Raw genomic sequence first — 19,452 nt, forward strand, 5'->3', positions numbered from 1 at the left:
GAGGTGAACTTCCACCCGGCCTATGACGGCAACATCCTGGTCAACGCGATGACCGTCGGCATCGCCGATACCGACAAGATCTTCTATTCGGCGGCCTCGGGCGTCGGCAACCCGATCGTCTATGTCGGCTCGAAGACCGGCCGCGACGGCATCCACGGCGCGACCATGGCGAGCGCCGATTTCGGCGAGGATTCGGAGGAGAAGCGCCCCACCGTCCAGGTCGGCGATCCGTTCACCGAGAAGCTGCTGATCGAAGCCTGCCTCGAGCTGATGGCCTCGGACGCGATCGTCGCGATCCAGGACATGGGCGCCGCCGGCCTCACCTCGTCGAGCGTCGAGATGGCGTCCAAGGGCGGCGTCGGCATCGAGCTGATCATGGACGACGTGCCCCAGCGCGAAACCGGCATGACGCCGTACGAGATGATGCTCTCCGAAAGCCAGGAGCGCATGCTGATGGTGCTCAAGCCCGGCCGCGAGGATTTCGCGGAAGCGATCTTCCGCAAGTGGGAGCTTGATTTCGCGGTGATCGGCCATGTCACCGACACCGGCCGCATGGTGCTCAAGTGGAAGGGCGATGTGGTGTGCGACATCCCGCTCGCCCCGCTCGCCGACGACGCCCCCCTCTACGATCGCCCGCACGTCCCCACGCCCAAGCAGCCCGAGCTGCAGAACGTGCCGGAATGCACCGATCCCGCCGCGGACCTCGTCAAGCTGATGGGTTCGCCGGACATCGCCAGCCGCCGCTGGATCTGGGAGCAGTATGACCACATGGTCGGCGGCGACACCGTGCAGCGCCCGGGCGGCGACGCCGCGGTCGTCCGCGTCCACGGCACCGACAAGGGCTTGGCGATCACCACCGACTGCACCCCGCGCTACTGCTTCGCGGACCCGGTCGAGGGCGGCAAGCAGGCCATCGCGGAAGCATGGCGCAACCTCTCCGCGGTGGGCGCCACTCCGCTGGCGGTGACCAACTGCCTCAACTTCGCCAACCCGCAGCGCCCCGAGATCATGGGCCAGATCGTCGGCGCGCTCGAAGGCATGAGCGAGGCGTGCCGCGCGCTCGACTTCCCGATCGTCTCGGGCAATGTCAGCCTCTACAACGAGAGCAAGGCGACCGGCGGCGGCTCGGCGATCCTGCCGACGCCGGCGATCGGCGCGATCGGCCTGCTCAAGGACTGGCAGAAGAACTGCACCATCGCCTTCAAGGGCACCGGCGACGTGATCATCGCGGTCGGCGAGCGCGGCGGCCATCTCGGCCAGTCGATCTGGCTGCGCGAGATCTGCGGCCGCGAGGAAGGCCCGCCCCCGCCCGTCGACCTGATGATGGAGCGCCGCACCGGCGCGTTCATCCGCTCGGCGATCTGCGGCGGCGCGGTCACCGCCTGCCATGACGTGTCGGACGGCGGCCTTGCGGTGGCGGTGGCCGAGATGGCGCTGGCGTCGAACATCGGCGCGATCCTCGACCAGCCCCAGCCCTTTGGGGTGGCGGGAAGCTGGTTCGGCGAGGACCAGGGCCTGTACGTGGTGACCGTCAAGGACGAGGCGCTGGCCGACTTCCTGGTCGCCGCCGACAAGGCCGGCCTCGCCGCCGATCCGATCGGCCGCACCATCGCCAACCGCATCATCTTCGAGATGGAAGAAGGCGATTTCTGCGTGAGCCTGGATGACCTGCGCACCGCGCATGAGGGCTTCTTCCCCGCGCTGATGGGATCGGCCGAGGCGGTCTGAGCGGTACCGGGTCGACAGGGGCCCGGCACCACCCCGCCAACCGTCATCCCCGCGAAGGCGGGGATCCGTTGGCGCAGGTGGCACGGCTCTATCCCCAGCGTCCTGGCAAATGGATTCCCGCCTTCGCGGGAATGATGTCTGTAGTGGGACGCGCGCCCCTCTCCCGCCCCTACAACCCCCAAATGGGGGGTAGCCTGCGGCTCGCCTTGGGCTGGTGACATCACTGTCTCCGCGCCATCCTGCCCCCCATGTCGAGGTTCGGGGATGGGGTCGGCGGCGGGGCGATGGCCTGGCCGCGCGGCGTGGCGCTGGGCCAGCTGCCGGGGAGCGCCCAGCTGCGCCTGCTCGCCGCCGGACTGCTCGCCACCGCCGTCTTCGCCGCCGATACCTTCACCCGCTTCCACAGTGCGATCGCCACGCTCTACGTGCTCGTCCTGCTGATCGCCGGACGCTGGGCGGCGCGCGGCAATCTGATCGGCTGGTCGCTGGCATGCGCTGTCCTGACCACGGGCAGCTTCTGGATCGCGCATGGTGCCGCGCCCAGCCTCGACTCGGCGCTCCGCCTGTTGGTCAGCCTCGCCGCCAACGCGGTCACCACCGCGCTGCTGCTCCACCGCGCCGCGCTCGACACGCGCATGGTGCGGGAGGAGCGCCGCTACCAGACCATGACCGACACGCTGGCGATCGCGATCTGGGAACATGACTTCCGCCCCGTGGCGGACGCCCTGGCAGAGCTGAGAGCGCGCGGCGTGACCGACCTGCCCGGCTATCTGCGCGCCCATCCCGACTTCGTCGCCGATATCCGCCGCCAGGTGCGCATCACCGACGTCAACCGGACCGCGCTCGACATGATGGGCGTGGCCAGCAAGGCGGCGTTCTTCCGCCACCTCGGCGACTTCCTGCCGGAAACCGACGCAAGCTTTGCCGACTGCATCCTCGCGATCGACGAACGGCGCCCGATGTTCCAGGCCGAGACCCAGGTGATCGCCGCCGACGGCACGCCGATCGACATCCTCGTCGCGTTCGGCCTGGGGCCCGATGCGTGCCTTGCCCACGTGCCCGGCAGCATCCTCGACATCCGCCAGCGCAAGCGGCTGGAGGGCACGATCGAGCGCACCCGGATCGAGCTGGAGCGGGTGCAGCGCACCGCCGCGATCGGCGCCATGTCCGCCTCGATCGCGCACGAGATCAACCAGCCTATCTCCGCCGTGCAGAGCTATGCCGACGCCGCAGAACGCTGGCTGGCCCGGCCGGAACCGGATCTGGGCGAAGTGCGGTCCGCGCTGGCCGGGCTCCACCAGGCGGTGGCGAACGTCCATGCGGTGATCCGGCGGGTGCGCGCGCTCGTCGGCGGCGCGCAGGGCGAGCTGGTGAAGCTGGGCCTGGGCACGCTGGTGCGCGACACGCTCGCCCTTGCCGCACGCGATCTGGATGCGCACGACACCCGGCTCCACTTCACCGGCGACGGCGACCCGGCGGTGCTCGGCGACGGCATCCTCCTCCAGCACCTGCTGCTCAACCTGATCACCAATGCGCTGCAGGCGATGGAAGATGCCGGCGTCCGCGATCGGCGGATCGACCTCACGCTGACCAGCGATACGGTGCAGGCGACGCTGGCGCTGCGCGACCATGGCCCCGGCCTCGATCCCGGGCTCGACCAGCCGTTCGAGACCTTCGCCACCACCAAGCCCGGCGGCATGGGGCTCGGCCTGTCGATCTGCCGCTCGATCCTCGATCTGCATGGCGGGCGGATCGGGTTGAGCAACCATCCCGAAGGCGGCGCGCTCGCCACGATCGAGGTGCCGCTGGCGGCGTGATGTCGCCCGCTATCGGTCCCGCCCGCACAGGCGCCGGCGCGCCTTAGCCCAGCGCAGCGGCAATGGCGTCGCTCAGCAATGCCGGATCCACCGGCTTGTCGAGCAGCGCGACGAGCCCCAGCGCGGCGGCGCGGGCGCGCAGTTCGTCGGTGGGATAGGCGGTCATCAGGATCACCGGCACCTGCGATCCCCGTTCGCGCAGCGCCGCACGCAGCTCCAGCCCGGACCGTCCGGGCATCTGCAGGTCGGTCAGCACGCAGCCCACCGCTTCTGCCGACGCCAGATAGGCATCGGCGGACGCATAGGTGGTCGTGCGATAGCCGAACGACCGGATCAGGCTGGCAGCGGCGTCACGGACCAGCGCATCGTCATCGATCACGGCTATCAGGCAATCGCGCACGCTCGGCTGCTCCCTGGCTGCCGGGAGGTCCGGTTGCCTGTCGGGAAGCTAGGCGCGGGGCGCCGTCGCGGTAAGCTATACGCCTGTTTATGCGGAGAACTACGCAGTCACCGGCGCAGGGGCCAGCGCCTCCGCGGCGCGCACCAGATCGGGAACGGTGCGCAGCCCCAACTTGCGCATCAGGCTGGCGCGGTGGAGTTTCACGGTGATTTCGGCAATGCCCAGGTCGCCGGCGATCTGCTTGTTGAGCAGGCCGCGCACCACGCCGTCCATCACCTGCCGCTCGCGGGCGGTGAGTGTGGCGAAGCGCGCCCGCAGCGCCGCCGTTCCTTCCGCCGCGCTGCGGCGCTCGGCCGCCCGCGCGATCCCGGCATTGACCGCGTCGAGCATGTCCTGGTCGCGGAACGGCTTGGTCAGGAAATCGATGGCCCCGCCCTTCATCGCCTTGACCGACATCGGGATGTCGCCATGCCCGGTGAGGAAGATCACCGGCAGGTCGATGCCGCGCTCGGCCAGCCGGTCGCGGCACTCGAAGCCGCCGATCTGCGGCATGCGCACGTCGACGACCAGGCAGCAGGGCGATTCGGGCAGCGCCGCGTCGAGCAGTTCCTGCGCCGAGCCATAGTTGCGCACCGCGAAGTCCACCGAGCGAAACAGCGAATCGAGCGACCCGCGCACCAGCGGATCGTCGTCGACGACCAGGACGACGGGCTGCGCATCGCGCACCGGGGCGGGACTGGGCATGGCGGGTTCCTTTCCCGCGGACTCTGGCGGACGCACCGCCCACCGCCAAGCCCGGTAGGGGGTACCGCGCCTCCCCCATTTGGAGGGAGGCCCTAGCGCTTGTCGGGCCCGACCCGTGCTTCCTGGCGCTCGCGGCCGACCGTCGCAGGCTGGTGATGCTCGGGGGGCGGCGATGCCGGCCGGGCAGCCGCCGGGGGCGGTGGCGGCGGCGGTGCCGGGCGCGGCGCCGGGGGCGGCGTGAAGCTCGGGCGACCGGGCGCAGGGCTCCCTTCCGGCCGGGCGACGGGTGGACGGAAGCTCGGCCGCGGCGTCTCGCCGCCGGCATCGGGACGGGCCGGACGCGCCCAGCCCGGCGACATCCAGCCGCCGCCGCGGCCCTCGCCGGGATTGCGGACGGGCGCCGCAGGGGCGGGCTGCGCCGGGGCCGGCGCGGCTGCCGGTGGCGTCGAGGGCGCGGATGCGGGCGGCGTGGGCCTGGCGGGACGATCCCCGCCCCAGCCGCCGGGACGCGACCAGCCGGGGCGGCCACCATCGCCGTCGGGGCGCGATCCCTGCCAGCCGGGGCGGCCGTTCCCGTCGGGGCGCGGCGGACGCGCGCCATCGCCATCGCCGTCGGGTCGCGGCGGACGCGGGCGTGCCGGATCGCCGGGTCGTCCGCCCTGCCAGCCGGGAGTCGTGTTCACCGGCGGCATGCCGGCGCCGGGCGGCGGCGGCGACGTCACCGTGCCGGGGCCCTGGCCGGGCCGCACATCGCCGTTCGACGGCCGGTTGGGGCGGACGCCGCCATTGCTGCCAGGTACCCCACCCCACATCCAGGGGCGCCCCGGGCGGCCGGTGCCTGGCTGCTGCGGCGGGACCGGCGGACGGCCAGGCTGGCCGGTGACCGGCGGCTGGCCCGGCCGCGGCGGGCGGGCGTTCCAATGGCCGCCCAGCCCCGGGGGCGGCGGTCCCTGGAAACCGCCGCTGCGCCAGCGCGCGAACATCGCCGCCATTGCCGCGCGCCGCGCCCGCTCCTCGGCCCAGCGCTGCTGCTCGGCATAGGCGAAGCTGTCGTTCCGCGCGCGCCAGCCGCTGTCCCAGCGCTCGTCGATCCCGACGAAGAACAGGTTGAGGTTGACCCAGTTGCCGGTGTCCACCGGCTCCCACTGCCGATCGAGCAGCGCGTCGCGCAGGCGCCGGCCGCGCCGGTACAGCGCCTCGCCCGCGTCGAGCCAGCGCGCGCCGAGATAGCGCGGCTGCAGTGCGCCGCCGCCGTCATAGACCGCGGCGACATGCCCTTCCTGATAGCCGAAGCTGCGATCGGTCTCGCGGATCAGGAACGGCCCGCGCTCGCCGGGGGCGAAGAAATAGGTGCGGGCGCCCTCGGCGCGATCCTCCACCACCACCCAATAGCCGTCGCGCATCTCCCAGGCGACGGGGTTGCCGCCGTCGAAGGCGAAGCCGTAATCGGGCGGCGAGTCGCCCACCGCATCCCACAGCGCGCGCGCGCGATCGATCCAGCGATAATCGTCGTGCGCGGCGGCATCGTCGGCGAGCGTCCCCGCCGTCACCACCTGCGCGTTCTGCGCGAAGCCGATCTCGGTGCAGCCGCCGAGCAAGGTCGCGCCCGCCGCTGCCCCGACGAGATATCGATTGAACCGCGCCATTCCCGTCACCCCGTTCCTCTGTTGTTGCCGCGAGCATCCGCCTGCGCGGGTGAACAAAGCATGACGAAGCATTTCCGCCTCATAAATGCGGCAGGACGACTGCGGCTTTAACCAAACCTTATTGCCCCGCCCTGCATAGCCACCGGCGATGGTTAATGCGTTTTTTGGGATGTTGGTATGAAGCGCTCGCTCGTGCTCCCGACGATGGTTTCGCTCCTCGCGCTGGTCGCTGCGTGCAGCGGCGGCGGTGGTGGCGGCAGCGGCGTTTCCAGCCCCTCGGGCAGCCCCAATCCTGCCCCCGCACCCAGCCCGACACCGGCCCCGACGCCTACCCCGACGCCGGTGCCCACGCCGACGCCGACGCCGACGCCAACGCCCACACCGACACCGGCACCGGCGCCGACACCCACCCCGACGCCGACGCCGACACCGACGCCAACGCCGACACCCACCCCGACGCCGACACCGACGCCGACACCGACACCCACACCAACGCCCACACCGACGCCGACGCCAACGCCGACGCCAACGCCGACGCCCACCCCCACACCGACGCCGACGCCGACGCCGACGCCGACATCGACGCCGGCATCGCCGCAGATCAACGCGTCGCTGCTGTCGCTGACCAAGACGGAAAGCTTCGACAACAACGCCGCCGGCTTTGCCGGGACCTTCTATCCCGACGCGCGCTCGTGCGGCTGCCTCGCCAGCACGCTCGGGCTGACGATCCGCTATGACGCGACGACCAGCGGCTACACGGTCAGCGACGGCGTCAACACCGAGACCTTCCTGCCCGCGGACGTCGATTCGGCGCAGTCGAATTCGGTGCTGCGCGTCTATCGCCACACCGGCGCGAACAGCGAGTACACGCTGTCGCTCACCCTGCCCGGCACCAGCGGCACGCTGACCTATCAATATGTCGGCGCCGGCTTCTGGCAGCGCGCCGACTTCGACAGCAGCGGCAACGGCGCCTTCCGCTTCAATGCCTTCGCCTATGGCGTGGAGACGCCCGACGCATCGCTGCCGCGCACCGGCAACGGCGCCTATGCGGTCGATCTGGTCGGCTCGCTCGGCTACGGCGTGCTGGAAAGCCTGGTCGGCAGCGGCACGCTGCAGGTCAATTTCGCCACCGGCGCGATCGTCACCAGCGGCACGGTGCGCGAGGTTTCGACCAGCACCGGCGCCACCATCACCACGTCCGCCTTCACCGGCCTCGCCCAGATCGCGTCGACCAGCAACCTGTTCGCCGGCATCTTCGCCTTTTCGGGCGGCGAACTCGCCGGTCAGCTCAACGGCCGCTTCTACGGCCCGGGAGCCCAGGAAGTCGGCGCGTCGTGGACCGCCGCCAATGCCGACGGCCGCGCCGCCGCCGGCGTGCTGATCGGCCGCCAGTCCGGCGCGCAGACCGGCAACGCCAGCCTCGCCAGCCTCACCGCCAGCCAGATCTTCGCCGGCGACACGACGACGCTGGCCGCCGGGTACGACGAGACCAGCGGCGCACTGAGCAGCGCGACGACCACGGCCCAGCAGGTGATCGTCAGCTACGACGCGGCGTCGGACAGCTACACCGTGATCGCCGGCGCACGCAGCGGCGTGTTCCCGGCGAGCGGCTCGACCGCCGGCGCGACCGACCAGTTCACGCTCGATGCGCTGAACGGCCTGCGCTATGTCCGCGCCGGCCGCTGGGCGACGACGACCAGCAGCAACGGCGTGGCGACCAGCACGATCGACGCCTTCACCTTCGGCATGCCCACCGCGGCCACGGCCGTGCCGCGCACCGGCTCCGCCAGCTATGCGGTGACGCTGGCGGGCGCGGTCGCCGACGGCAGCAAGCCGGGGCCGTTCGCGCTGACCGGCAGCGGCACGCTGACCGCGAACTTCGCCACCGGCGCGATCGCCACCAACGGCACCGCGACGGCCAGCTATACCGACCCCACCAACCTGACGACGACGGCCAACGGCACCTTCATCGGCACGGCGACGCTGTCGAGCAGCGCCAACAGCCTCGCGGGCAATTTCAACCTGGCGCTGTTCGCCGGCTATAATGGCGCGCTGACCGGCCGCTTCTACGGCCCGGCGGCCGAGGAAGTCGGCGCCAGCGCCGCGCTGACCGACGCCGCGGGCGAGGCCGCCGCGATCACGCTCACCGGCGCGAAGGCGGCGAGCGGCAGCGCGGCCGGCAGCACCCTCGCCGCGCCGGACTTCTCGGGCGATGCGGCGAACGGCTATGCGGTCGCCGGCCTGCCCGGCCTGTCCGAGACGCTGACCCTGCTCACCGCCGCCGATCGCGAAGCGATCACCAGCGATGTCGGCTTCGACGTCTATCGCAAGGCGATCGCCGCCGGCACCGTGCAGGCGCGCATCTACAATGCCGCCGGCGGCCCGCTGGCGCTCAGCTATGCGAGCTTCGCCGAGCTGAGCTACCTCGCCAACAACGCCGCGGCCGGCAGCGATCCGCAGCGCTGGTACCTGCCCTTCGGCCAGCGCACCACCGCCGACCAGCTGCCGCGCACCGGCACGGCGAGCTATACCGGCCTGGTGTTCGGCACCGGCACCGCCGGCGGCGCCAGCTACACGCTGGGCGGCAGCAGCAGCTTCGCGGTCGATTTCGCGGCGGCGAGCGCCACCGGCAGCCTGGCGATCACCGGCACCGGCACGGCGGGCACCCGCGACTTCGGCAGCTTCGGCTTCCAGGCGGCGGGCCTCTCCGCCAACGGCTTCACCGGCACGCTGAGCGCAAGCGGCGGATCGGGCAGCCTCACCGGCTGGTTCTTCGGCCCCCAGGCGCAGGAGATCGGCGCCAGGTTCGATGCCGTGCGCACGCTGGCGAACGGCGACAAGGCGGTTCTCACCGGCGCGACGGTCGCTAAGAAGGGCCAGTGACCCAGACGATGCTGATCGCCCTGGCGCTGGCCCTGCCCGCGCCGACCCCCGCCCTTGCCCAGACGACCGAGCAGCGCCAGGTTTCGGCGGTCGAGCTGTTCGCGCTCGCAGCCAAGGCCGAGGCGGGCGGGCGGCCCGCAGATGCCGAGACGATGTACCGCGCGCTCGCCAGGGATCCCGACATCGAGATCCGTGCCGAATCGCGCTTCCGCCTCGCCCAGCTGCTCGAGCGGCTGGGGCGCAAGCGCGAAGCGGCGACCACCTACCGCGCGCTGCTCGACGAAAAGCCCGATGCCGCGCGCGTCCGCCTCGAACTCGCCCGGCTGCTCACCCAGCTGGGCGACGACGGCGCGGCACGGCGCGAGCTGCGCCAGGCCCAGGCCGGCGGGCTGCCGCCGCAGGTCGCGCAGATCATCGACCAGTTCGCCGCGGCGCTCCGCTCGCGCAAGCCCTGGGGCGCCAGCCTCGAAGTCGCGCTGGTGCCGGACAGCAACGTCAACCGCGCGACCGACGCCGCGACGCTCGACACCGTGCTCGCCCCCCTCCAGCTCTCGCGCGATGCCCGCGAGCAATCGGGAATCGGCGCGCGGATCGGCAGCCAGATCTATGCCCGCGTGCCGGTGGCGACCAACCTGTCGCTGGTTCCCCGCGTTTCCGGCCAGGGCGATTTCTATCGCCAGGGCCGCTTCGACGACGTCTCCGCCTCGGCGCTGGTCGGCCTCGAATGGAGTCTCGGCCGCGATCGCCTCCGCCCCTCGATCGGCGGCACCCAGCGCTGGTATGGCGGCAGCCCCTATGCCCGCACCGCCACCGCCGCGATCGACTGGCAGCATCCGCTCGGCACCAAGGCACAGCTCACCACCAGCGCGACGATCGCCGACACAAGCTATCGCGGCAACCCTCTGCAGGACGGCCTGCTGCTCAACGGCGCGGTCGCCTATGAGCGCGCCTTCAGCGCCCGCACCGGCGGCAGCCTCACCCTCTCCGCCACCCGCCAGACGGCGAAGGACCCGGGCTATGCCACCGCCTCGGGCGCGGGGACGCTGCTCGCCTGGCACGAATTCGGCCGCACCACCGTCTATGCGACCGCCGGCCTGCGCCGGCTGGAGGGCGACGCCCGGCTGTCCCTGTTTCCCGAACGCCGCAAGGACTGGAATTACAGCCTCGGCTTCGGCGCCACCTTCCGGCGCCTCCAGCTCCACGGCTTCGCCCCGATCGTCCGGCTCGACTGGGAGCGCAACCAGTCGACCGTCGGCATCTACGACTATACCCGCAAGGCGGCGACGATCGGGCTGACCCGGGCGTTCTGAGGGGGGAAGCTCGGCACGGCCCCGGAATGTCCCAAGGTACAGGATGGTGGCCCGGGGGCCGGCAGGTCGCCCCCCCTATAATGCACGAAAGGGTCCTGAGGGACGAGACACGAGAGGAGATGCCCGTGCACCCGGAACTCGCCACGCGCCTGGATTTCGTCGGCTATACCGCCGACAAGCGCGCGATCCTCTCCGCGGCGCGCGACACCATCCAACAGGCCCTGGGCCCGGCGCTCGACCGCCTCTACACCCAGATCGCCGCGCACCCCGAAACGGCGAAGATGTTCTCCGGCCCCACGCACATCGCCAAGGCCAAGCAGCTCCAGTCCGACCATTGGGCACACCTCTCCGGCGCGGCCTTCGATGCAGACTATGTCGAACGCGTGAAGCGCATCGGCGCCCGCCACGCGCAGATCGGCCTGACCCCGCAATGGTATATCGGCTCCTACGCGATCATTCTCGATTCGATGATCGAGAGCCTCGCGGCGCTGGACAGCGGCGCGCGCCTGCGCTTCGGCCGCCGCAAGGCCGACAAGCGCTTTGACCAGCTCCGCGCGATCGTCACGGCCGCGCTGATCGACCTCGAAATGTCGGTCTCGATCTATTTCGAGCAGGAGCAGGCCGGCCGCGCCGAAGCGATGAACGCCCTACAGGAGCGCGAAAATTCGCTCGCCGGCCTGCTCGTCGCGATCAACGAGACGGTGGACGCGATCAAGACCGGCTCGCAGGAAATCGCCCAGGCCTCGGGCGATCTAGCCCGCCGCACCGAAGCCAATGCCGCCAGCCTCGCCGAAACCGCCGCCTCGGTGCAGGAGATGGACCAGCGGCTCAAGGCTACCGCGGCCAGCGCCCGCCGGACCGTGGAACGTGCCGACGGCGCCAAGGCGACGGTCGATACCGGCCGCACGATCACCGAACAGGCAGTGTCGGCGATGGAGCGCGTGTCGGACAGCGCCAAGGGCATCGACAGCGTGATCGAGGGTCTCGACAAGATCGCCTTCCAGACCCGGGTGCTCGCAATGAACGCCGCCGTGGAAGCGGGCCGTGCCGGCGAGGCGGGCCGCGGCTTCGCGGTGGTGGCGGACCTCGTCTCGGCGCTGGCGATGCGCGCGGAGGAAGAAGCCGGTCGCGCACGGGATCAGCTGACCGCCACCCAGGCCGACATCGTGACCGCCGTTGGCATGGTCGAGAAGGTCGACGGCGCGCTCGCCAACATCTCGGGCGACGTGGCGACGGTGAACGAGTTGCTGAGCGAGATGGCGCGCGACAACCAGGCCCAGGCCGGTGCGATCACCGAGGTCTCGGCGACGATCGGCGAGATGGACCGGGCGACCCAGCAGAACGCCGCGATGGTGGAGGAAACCTCGGCCGCCGCGCAGAACCTGGCCCGCGAGGTCGACCGGCTCGCCCGCCAGGCCAGCGGGTTCAACGAAGCCGGCCGCGCGGGTCCGAGCAGCGGTGCACGGGCTACGGTAAAGGCGCTGGGCATGATGGCGGCCTAGCCGGTTGCCGCACAGGGAGCGGGCGAGCATGTCCAGCCCCCCCGGTCTGAACATGCTCGCCCGAGCTGATGCCACATTCCCCCGAATGCGGCACCATGGGAGACCTGTCGCGCCGAGGACCGCTGGGCAGTTCCGGCGCTGCGTCTCTCCTGCCATGCCGCGCAGCCAGGCGCGCGTGACGCCGATCACGTCCCCGTAAGGATCCTGCGCGGGTCCGCCGCCGTTGGGATCGAATCGATGCGCGGGGCCGGGCATTGCCGCACTTCCTGCGTGCGGGTGGTCCACAGATCGCCGACGAACCACGGATCGACCACCGAGCAATGGCAGGCGCGGAAGCGCAGATCGCACAGGCCGTGCGCCAGCGTCTCGATAACCGGCGATCGCGGCGAGCAGATCGCACTGGGTCCGGCCATGCTCGATCGCGACGAACAGCGAGATGATCGAGATGCTGATCGCGCACACCGACAGGATGATGTCGAACAGGCGGTGGCCGATCCGGCGCGGCGCGGGCGTGATCCGGCCCCCAGTCCGGTCGATCCTGGAACACGCCGAACCGCCACAGGCCCATGGCGGAAGAGGCAGGTGGCGGATCGCCTCGGCGCTTCCTATCTCCGGCTCTGGAAAACCATTCAGAACAAAGCTAGAACCCTCCCCTATGGCACTCACCACGATCTCCGTCCGCGGCGCGCGCGAGCATAATCTCAAGGGCGTCGACATCGACATTCCCCGCGACACGCTGACGGTGATCACCGGGCTGTCGGGTTCGGGCAAGTCGAGCCTCGCGTTCGACACCATCTATGCCGAGGGGCAGCGCCGCTATGTCGAGTCGCTCTCCGCCTATGCGCGCCAGTTCCTCGAGCTGATGCAGAAGCCCAATGTCGAGCATATCGAGGGCCTCTCGCCCGCCATCTCGATCGAGCAGAAGACCACCAGCCGCAACCCGCGCTCGACCGTGGCGACGGTTACCGAGATCTACGATTACATGCGGCTCCTGTGGGCCCGCGTGGGCGTGCCCTATTCGCCCGCCACCGGCCTGCCGATCGCCGCGCAGACGGTGAGCCAGATGGTCGACCGCGTGCTGGCGCTGCCCGAGGGGACGCGGCTGCTGCTGCTCGCCCCCGTGGTGCGCGGGCGCAAGGGCGAGTATCGCAAGGAGCTCGCCGAATGGCAGAAGGCCGGCTTCAGCCGCGTCCGCATCGACGGCGAGATGTACCTGATCGAGGAAGCCCCGGCGCTCGACAAGAAGTTCAAGCACGACATCGAGGTGGTGGTCGACCGCCTGGTGGTGCGCGACGATATCGGCACGCGGCTGGCCGAAAGCTTCGAGACCGCGCTCAAGCTGGCCGAGGGGCTGGCCTATGTCGACCTGGTGGATACCACGGTCGAGGCGCTGCAGGGCAATGCGGTGCGCGAGGCGCCCCAGGCGTTCCGAGTGGAAGGGGACGCTCCCGCCGCTGAAAGCGAGGCGCCCAAGGCGAAGAAGGGGATGAAGAACACCGGCATCCCCGACAACCGCATCGTCTTCTCCGAGAAGTTCGCCTGCCCGGTCTCCGGCTTCACCATCCCCGAGATCGAGCCGCGGCTGTTCTCGTTCAACGCCCCCCAGGGCGCCTGCCCGGCGTGCGACGGCCTCGGCGAGAAGCTCGAGTTCGACGAGGACCTCGTCGTCCCCAACCATGATCTCAGCATCAAGAAGGGCGCGGTGGTGCCCTGGGCCAAGTCCAACCCGCCCTCGCCCTATTACATGCAGGTGCTGGGCAGCCTCGCCCGCGAGTTCGGCTTCAGCCTCGATACGCCGTGGAAGGACCTGCCCGGCGAGGTGAAGCTGATCATCCTTCACGGCACCGGCGGCAAGGCGGTCACCCTCACCTTTGTCGACGGCCGCAAGAGCTACGACGTCAAGAAGCCGTTCGAAGGCGTGATCGGCAACCTCAACCGCCGCATGCTGCAGACCGAAAGCGCCTGGATGCGCGAGGAGCTGGGCAAGTACCAGGCCAGCCACCCCTGCGAGGTCTGCGGCGGCGCCCGCCTCAAGCCCGAGGCGCTGGCGGTGAAGGTGGCAGGCAAGGACATTTCCTATGCAACGCACCTCTCGGTGGTCGACGCGCTCGGCTTCTTCCAGACCCTGCCCGAGACCTTCACCCCCCAGCAGCGCGAGATCGCCCGCGCGATCCTCAAGGAAATCGACGAGCGGCTCGGCTTCCTCAACAATGTCGGGCTCGATTACCTCAACCTCGATCGCACCTCGGGCACGCTCTCGGGCGGCGAGAGCCAGCGCATCCGCCTCGCCAGCCAGATCGGCAGCGGCCTGTCGGGCGTGCTCTACGTGCTCGACGAGCCCTCGATCGGCCTGCACCAGCGCGACAACGACATGCTGCTCGCCACCCTCAAGCGGCTGCGCGACCTCGGCAACACCGTGCTCGTCGTCGAGCATGACGAGGATGCGATCCGCACCGCCGACTATGTGATCGACATGGGGCCGGGCGCCGGCGTCCATGGCGGCGAGATCGTCGCCAAGGGCACGCTCGAGGAGGTACTGGCCACCGAAGGCAGCGTCACCGCCGATTATCTCAACGGCACCCGCGAGGTCGCCGTGCCGCTCAAGCGCCGCAAGGGCAACGGCAAGAAGATCACGGTGCACAACGCCACCGCCAACAACCTGAAGGGCGTGACGGCGAGCATCCCGCTCGGCACCTTCACCTGCATCACCGGCGTCTCGGGCTCGGGCAAGTCCAGCTTCACGCTCGACACGCTCTACGCCGCCGCCGCGCGCCAGCTCAACGGCGCCCGCCTGCTCGCCGGCAAGCACGACAGGATCACCGGGCTCGAACATTGCGACAAGGTGATCGACATCGACCAGTCGCCGATCGGCCGCACCCCCCGCTCGAACCCGGCGACCTATACCGGCGCCTTCACCAACATCCGCGACTGGTTCGCCGGCCTCCCCGAGGCGCAGGCGCGCGGCTACAAGCCCGGCCGGTTCAGCTTCAACGTCAAGGGCGGCCGGTGCGAGGCCTGCCAGGGCGACGGCGTGCTCAAGATCGAGATGCACTTCCTCCCCGACGTCTATGTCACCTGCGACGTGTGCCACGGCGCGCGCTACAATCGCGAGACGCTGGAGGTGAAGTTCAAGGGCAAGTCGATCGCCGACGTGCTCGACATGACGGTGGAAGACGCGGTCGAGTTCTTCAAGGCCGTGCCGCCGATCCGCGACCGCATGGCGATGCTCGCCGAAGTGGGTCTCGGCTATGTCAAGGTCGGCCAGCAGGCGACGACGCTGTCGGGCGGCGAGGCGCAGCGGGTGAAGCTCGCCAAGGAGCTGGCGCGCCGCGCCACCGGGCAGACGCTGTACATCCTCGACGAACCCACCACGGGCCTGCACTTCGAGGATGTGCGCAAGCTCCTGGAAGTGCTCCACGCGCTGGTGGAACAGGGCAACACGGTGGTGGTGATCGAGCACAATCTCGACGTCATCAAGACCGCCGACTGGATCCTCGACCTGGGCCCCGAAGGCGGCGTGAAGGGCGGCGAGATCGTCGCCGAAGGCACGCCGGAGCAGGTGGCGAAGGTGGCGGGCAGCTATACCGGGCGGTATCTGGCGCCGTTGCTCAAGCCGCGAAAGGCGAAGGCGGCGAAGGTGGCGGCGGAGTGAGGAACGAGGAGCGCAGCACCTTTCGGCGGGATAACTGGTGAAACGCGACATGACTGGATGGATGTTTTACGATAACGGTGGGCTTCTGACTGCGCACGCGGATATTCTGCTAACAAATCGCGTTGGCCCCGATATCTCACTCGAAATTCCTGCACTTGGTATGTTTGCCTCCCCAACAACCGAAAGAGAAGAACCTCAATACGTTCCTTGCAGCTTGTGCCAGAAGCTTGTCATAGTGGACGATAAAGTAGCGTATATTTGGGCAGGATTACTGAAAACTGCAATTGCATTCGACTCAGCCCTTCGCGAAATGGTGCTGAGCGGCGATGCCAATGACATAGAAAAACTAAACAAACTGTTGTTAAGTTTTTCATCACAAGAGCTACAAGTACTAATTTGGACCTCTTATAATTTTCCCGCCACTGTTATTTGCTCTTTGAACGCGTCCAATTTTCACGTTCCATCTTTTGGAAATGTTTTTTACGGCGGTTCGGGAAGTGGTGAATTCTATCATAGAACTTATGATATTTTGCAAAATTTAGATCCTGCACTTGCCCTAGAAAAGTACGAAAAAGGTCTCGTAACAAAAGAATTTTCCGATTCCGTTGTTCGCCAACGACTTATGGATAGCCTGCTTCAATTTTCCGTACTGAACGGGCAGTACAACCATGTTCAAACAGGGGCGTTCCTAGAAACGCTTTCTATAGATGATAATGGAAATTTTCAAAAGGGCGGAATACATCTTTATGTTGTATTCGACGAAGAAATCTTTCCTATCATAGGGTTTAAACCTATTTTCATAGTAAAAAGATTTTACGTCGAAGGATTTTTGGGAATTTCCGTAACGAATTACGGGCTAAAAACTGCGCAGCGAGCTATTGTAGGGTCACCCTTTACATACGGGCAAGATTTTCGAACCAGTTTGGATAATTTCGACCCGTTCAATGGATTAGCTAGTGCTATTACTTGTATATATGTTCGGGAGAGTAATATAGTCAGTCACTTCCCCGAAGATCCAAAGATTTTTTACGAGAATTTCACGTATTGCGAAGAACAATTTTCTGTAAATGTTTCTGAATTTTATAGAAATGACGCTCAACAAAGACGCAGAAAGACAGATGAACGTACCAAGCTATGAGCATTTGTGCGCCAGCCTTTTAGAGCGACCAAAATACGCTACCATTCATTCTTAAATCTTTGGAGGGCCAGCCGATCTTCGCTGGCAACGGGATGCATGTCAGTGACGTACTAGGTGCGCTGGCCGATGGCGTCAGCGAAAACGCCCGCGCCCACCTCGCCTATGCCGCGCGTGCCGTAGACCATGCGGTGGTGCGCACCCCCTGATGCGACGGTCACGGCGAGGACTCCCCCCTCCACCAGCCGTCATCCCGGCGAAAGCCGGGATCCAGTCGCCTCTCGGTCTTAGCAAGCGCTGCTACGGAGCCCCCAATGGATCCCGGCTTTCGCCGGGATGACAGGCTGTTGCGCAGGGCCACACCGCTTGCACGATCCCTTCGCGCCTTCCCTTCTCCGCGCCTCCGCGCGCAAAACCCTTCTGCCGCCCCCGCTTCTGCGCTATATTCCCCAATGTGGCCAAGCTCCCGCCCATCGAGTCCGAGTTCGAATCGACCGAAGCGGCCGAAGCCTATGACGCGTGGTTCCGCGCCAAGATCGAGAAGGCGCTCGCCGACCCCCGACCCAGCATCCCGCACGAAGTCGTCATGGCGCGGGTGCAGGCAATCCTCGACCGACACGAAAAGCCGCAGGACTGAGGCCCCATGCCCCACCTCCCCACCAACCCCGCCCATCTCGGCCGCGCCGCCAGCGCCAGCGTCGAGCCCGACTTCACCGGCCCCGACTGGTTCGAGGCCTAACCCTTCCGCCATGCCGCGGACGGGCAGGAGGGCCGGCTGGTCTCGCAGTTCGCCCTTTCGGAACGCTAGGACTCGTGGGAGATGCACCCGCACGGCGCGGAACGCGTGATCTGCATCCAGGGCGCCTGCACGCTCCACCAGGAACATGCCGACGGCAGCACCGGGAGCGTGACGCTCGCCCCGGGCGACTATGCGATCAACCCGCCGGGGACGTGGCACACCGCCGATGTCGCGCCGGGCGCAACCTGTACCGCGATCTTCATCACTCCCGGCATCGGCACCACCCACCGGCCGCGCTGAGCGGCCCGCACCTGTCCTCCCCCGCCAGGGGGAGGTGGCAGGCCGAAGGCCTGACGGAGGGGGAGGATCCACGGCGGCCGAGAGGGTCTGGCATCCTCCCCCTCCGTTGCGCGTCGCGCGCCACCTCCCCCTGGCGGGGGAGGATATAGGGGGCACCGGGTCGCCCAACAGAACAAACCAGTAACAAATCGCTGTCCTACAGCCCCCGTTCCGGCATATCTGGCAGGTCGCCTTGGCCTTCCAGGAGACGCACGATGCCCGCATCCGCCGATATCCTCCCGCCCGCGCCCGCCGACGCCGATCGCGACACCCCCCGCACCGCCCCGCCCCCCGGCACCCCCGGCACCACCCCCGCCCTCGCCGCCGGCCGCCACGATGGCTGGACGCCGGCGCGGCAGGAGCAGTTCCTGCGCATGCTCGCCGAAGGGCACAGCGTCACCAACAGCTGCGCCGCGCTCGGCATGTCGGTCACCTCGGCCTATGTGCTGCGCCGCTCGGCGCGCGGGGCGGCGTTCGCGCTCGGCTGGCAGGCGGCGCTGCTGCTCGCCCGCGAGCGGCTCGCCGACGCGCTGCTCGAACGCGCGCTCCACGGCACGGTGGAGACGATCACCCGGCCCGACGGCGCCACCCTCACCCGCGAACGCCATGACAATCGGCTGGCGATGCAGCTGCTCGCCCGGCTCGATCGGCTGGCCGAGTCCGCCACCGGCCCCGCCGACCATGCCGCCGCCCGGCTGGTCGCCGCCGAGTTCGAGCCGTTTCTCGACGTGATCGCCCGCGACGGCGGCGCGGCGCGTGCCGGGCTGTTCCTCGCGCGGCGGTCGGCGGACGAGGATGCCGCCGACGAGCTCGGCGCGATCCGCGCGCTCGCCCGCGCCGATGCCTGGCTGCGCACCCGCGACGCGGCGGGCGCCGGGCAAAGCGTCGCCGATCTCGATCCGGCGCAACGGGCGGACTGGACCGCCGACCAATGGGCCCGTGCCGAGGCGGCGGGGCTGGTCGCGCTCGCCCCGCCCCCGCCGCCGCCCGACCCCGTGCAGGCGCCTAAACTTCGTGAACTTCGCCACCCCGACAATCCGGACGGCGATCCGGTGTGGTGGAGCAGCACCCATGATGCATGGCGCACCAGCTTCCCGCCGCCCGACGGCTTTTGCGGCGAGGAAGCGGGGGAATACGGCACGCCGCACTATGCGCGCGAACTCTCGCCGGAGGAGGCCGAGGTGCTCGACGCCCCGCGCCGTGCCGCGCTCGCCGCCCGCCGGGCCGAGGCCGCGCAGGCGCGCGACGCCTTCTTCGCCGACACGTTCGAGGTGGTCGACGTCTATGGCGACGCCGACGATCTCGACCCGGCCGAGGTCGCGGCGGTGGCCGGCGGGGACGGCCGCGGCGCGATCGGCTGGACGGCCGCGATCAGGGGCCCGGCGGATCCCGGCCGGTCCCTGCCCGCGGCGGCGGTGGCGGGCGTGTCGAGCGACGGCGGCCCGCGCGGTGTCCGGCGGACGCCGCGGTCGGCACCGGCGCGATCGGCCGGGCGCACGGCGCGCGGCGGCGGCGGTGGGTCCGCCGCGGCGGGCGGGCCGGCATCCTAGGGCCGCC

At 69.1% G+C, this 19,452-nt stretch carries 14 protein-coding genes; 10 read left to right on the forward strand and 4 right to left on the reverse strand.

Features of this window, described 5'->3' with window-relative positions:
• Both purL and QZ814_RS07310 read left to right on the forward strand, forming a co-directional pair.
• On the forward strand, positions 1 to 1,728 hold a 1,728-nt coding region (gene purL, locus QZ814_RS07305), incomplete at its 5' end, for a phosphoribosylformylglycinamidine synthase subunit PurL (RefSeq protein ID WP_294330500.1).
• 248 nt (positions 1,729 to 1,976) lie between these two features.
• Positions 1,977 to 3,545 carry a PAS domain-containing sensor histidine kinase gene (locus QZ814_RS07310; RefSeq protein WP_294330501.1) on the forward strand — a complete coding sequence of 523 codons (1,569 nt, stop codon included), beginning with the start codon at positions 1,977 to 1,979 and terminating at the stop codon, positions 3,543 to 3,545.
• 43 nt (positions 3,546 to 3,588) lie between these two features.
• Here QZ814_RS07310 and QZ814_RS07315 read toward each other — a convergent pair whose 3' ends face one another.
• The 3 genes from QZ814_RS07315 to QZ814_RS07325 form a co-directional block, all read right to left on the reverse strand.
• Positions 3,589 to 3,924 carry a response regulator gene (locus QZ814_RS07315; protein WP_294330502.1) on the reverse strand — a complete coding sequence of 112 codons (336 nt, stop codon included), beginning with the start codon at positions 3,922 to 3,924 and terminating at the stop codon, positions 3,589 to 3,591.
• 120 nt (positions 3,925 to 4,044) lie between these two features.
• Positions 4,045 to 4,689: a response regulator gene (locus tag QZ814_RS07320; protein WP_294330503.1), complete on the reverse strand. Its 645-nt coding sequence runs from the start codon at positions 4,687 to 4,689 to the stop codon at positions 4,045 to 4,047.
• A gap of 92 nt (positions 4,690 to 4,781) precedes the next feature.
• The gene (locus QZ814_RS07325; RefSeq protein ID WP_294330504.1) at positions 4,782 to 6,335 is read right to left on the reverse strand and encodes a hypothetical protein; all 1,554 of its coding nucleotides are present in this window, start codon (positions 6,333 to 6,335) and stop codon (positions 4,782 to 4,784) included.
• A gap of 177 nt (positions 6,336 to 6,512) precedes the next feature.
• On the opposite strand from QZ814_RS07325, the gene QZ814_RS07330 reads away from it, so the two are divergent.
• The 3 genes from QZ814_RS07330 (at position 6,513) to QZ814_RS07340 (ending at position 12,030) form a co-directional block, all read left to right on the forward strand.
• Positions 6,513 to 9,218, forward strand: coding sequence for a transferrin-binding protein-like solute binding protein (locus QZ814_RS07330; protein WP_294330505.1), 2,706 nt, complete (start codon positions 6,513 to 6,515; stop codon positions 9,216 to 9,218).
• A complete protein-coding gene (locus QZ814_RS07335; RefSeq protein WP_294330506.1) occupies positions 9,215 to 10,528 on the forward strand; it encodes a surface lipoprotein assembly modifier in 1,314 nt (437 codons plus the stop codon). Before QZ814_RS07330 ends, QZ814_RS07335 begins: the two co-directional genes overlap by 4 nt.
• A 125-nt stretch (positions 10,529 to 10,653) precedes the next feature.
• On the forward strand, positions 10,654 to 12,030 hold the full coding sequence (locus tag QZ814_RS07340; protein WP_294330507.1) for a globin-coupled sensor protein: 1,377 nt from the start codon (positions 10,654 to 10,656) through the stop codon (positions 12,028 to 12,030).
• Positions 12,031 to 12,215: 185 nt separating this feature from the next.
• Here the strand turns inward: QZ814_RS07340 and QZ814_RS07345 are convergent, their stop codons facing one another.
• On the reverse strand, positions 12,216 to 12,443 hold the full coding sequence (locus QZ814_RS07345; RefSeq protein WP_294330508.1) for a hypothetical protein: 228 nt from the start codon (positions 12,441 to 12,443) through the stop codon (positions 12,216 to 12,218).
• Between the two features lie 242 nt (positions 12,444 to 12,685).
• Here QZ814_RS07345 and uvrA point away from each other — a divergent pair, with 242 nt between their 5' ends.
• The 5 genes from uvrA to QZ814_RS07370 all read left to right on the forward strand — a co-directional run bounded on the left by uvrA (position 12,686) and on the right by QZ814_RS07370 (position 19,445).
• Positions 12,686 to 15,682, forward strand: coding sequence for an excinuclease ABC subunit UvrA (uvrA, locus tag QZ814_RS07350; RefSeq protein ID WP_294330509.1), 2,997 nt, complete (start codon positions 12,686 to 12,688; stop codon positions 15,680 to 15,682).
• A gap of 37 nt (positions 15,683 to 15,719) precedes the next feature.
• Complete coding sequence (locus QZ814_RS07355) at positions 15,720 to 16,820, forward strand: hypothetical protein (protein ID WP_294330510.1); 1,101 nt, start codon at positions 15,720 to 15,722, stop codon at positions 16,818 to 16,820.
• 451 nt (positions 16,821 to 17,271) lie between these two features.
• On the forward strand, positions 17,272 to 17,454 hold the full coding sequence (locus QZ814_RS07360; protein ID WP_294330511.1) for a stability determinant: 183 nt from the start codon (positions 17,272 to 17,274) through the stop codon (positions 17,452 to 17,454).
• Between the two features lie 183 nt (positions 17,455 to 17,637).
• Entirely contained in the window at positions 17,638 to 17,856 is a 219-nt protein-coding gene (locus QZ814_RS19190) for a hypothetical protein (RefSeq protein WP_365898298.1), read from the forward strand.
• A gap of 254 nt (positions 17,857 to 18,110) precedes the next feature.
• Positions 18,111 to 19,445 carry a hypothetical protein gene (locus tag QZ814_RS07370; RefSeq protein WP_294330512.1) on the forward strand — a complete coding sequence of 445 codons (1,335 nt, stop codon included), beginning with the start codon at positions 18,111 to 18,113 and terminating at the stop codon, positions 19,443 to 19,445.
• Positions 19,446 to 19,452: the final 7 nt, after the last annotated feature.

This window comes from uncultured Sphingomonas sp. (assembly GCF_913777625.1).
In the GTDB taxonomy this organism is placed as follows: domain Bacteria; phylum Pseudomonadota; class Alphaproteobacteria; order Sphingomonadales; family Sphingomonadaceae; genus Sphingomonas.

Excerpts from the sequence above, each read along its gene's own strand:
- QZ814_RS07310 (WP_294330501.1), top strand. The coding sequence starts at position 1,977 with ATGTCGAGGTTCGGGGATGGGGTCGGCGGCGGGGCGATGGCCTGGCCG.
- QZ814_RS07345 (WP_294330508.1), bottom strand. The coding sequence starts at position 12,443 with ATGGCCGGACCCAGTGCGATCTGCTCGCCGCGATCGCCGGTTATCGAG.
- QZ814_RS07370 (WP_294330512.1), top strand. The coding sequence starts at position 18,111 with ATGCCCGCATCCGCCGATATCCTCCCGCCCGCGCCCGCCGACGCCGAT.
- QZ814_RS07325 (WP_294330504.1), bottom strand. The coding sequence starts at position 6,335 with ATGGCGCGGTTCAATCGATATCTCGTCGGGGCAGCGGCGGGCGCGACC.
- QZ814_RS07330 (WP_294330505.1), top strand. The coding sequence starts at position 6,513 with ATGAAGCGCTCGCTCGTGCTCCCGACGATGGTTTCGCTCCTCGCGCTG.
- uvrA (WP_294330509.1), top strand. The coding sequence starts at position 12,686 with ATGGCACTCACCACGATCTCCGTCCGCGGCGCGCGCGAGCATAATCTC.
- QZ814_RS19190 (WP_365898298.1), top strand. The coding sequence starts at position 17,638 with ATGCACCCGCACGGCGCGGAACGCGTGATCTGCATCCAGGGCGCCTGC.
- QZ814_RS07320 (WP_294330503.1), bottom strand. The coding sequence starts at position 4,689 with ATGCCCAGTCCCGCCCCGGTGCGCGATGCGCAGCCCGTCGTCCTGGTC.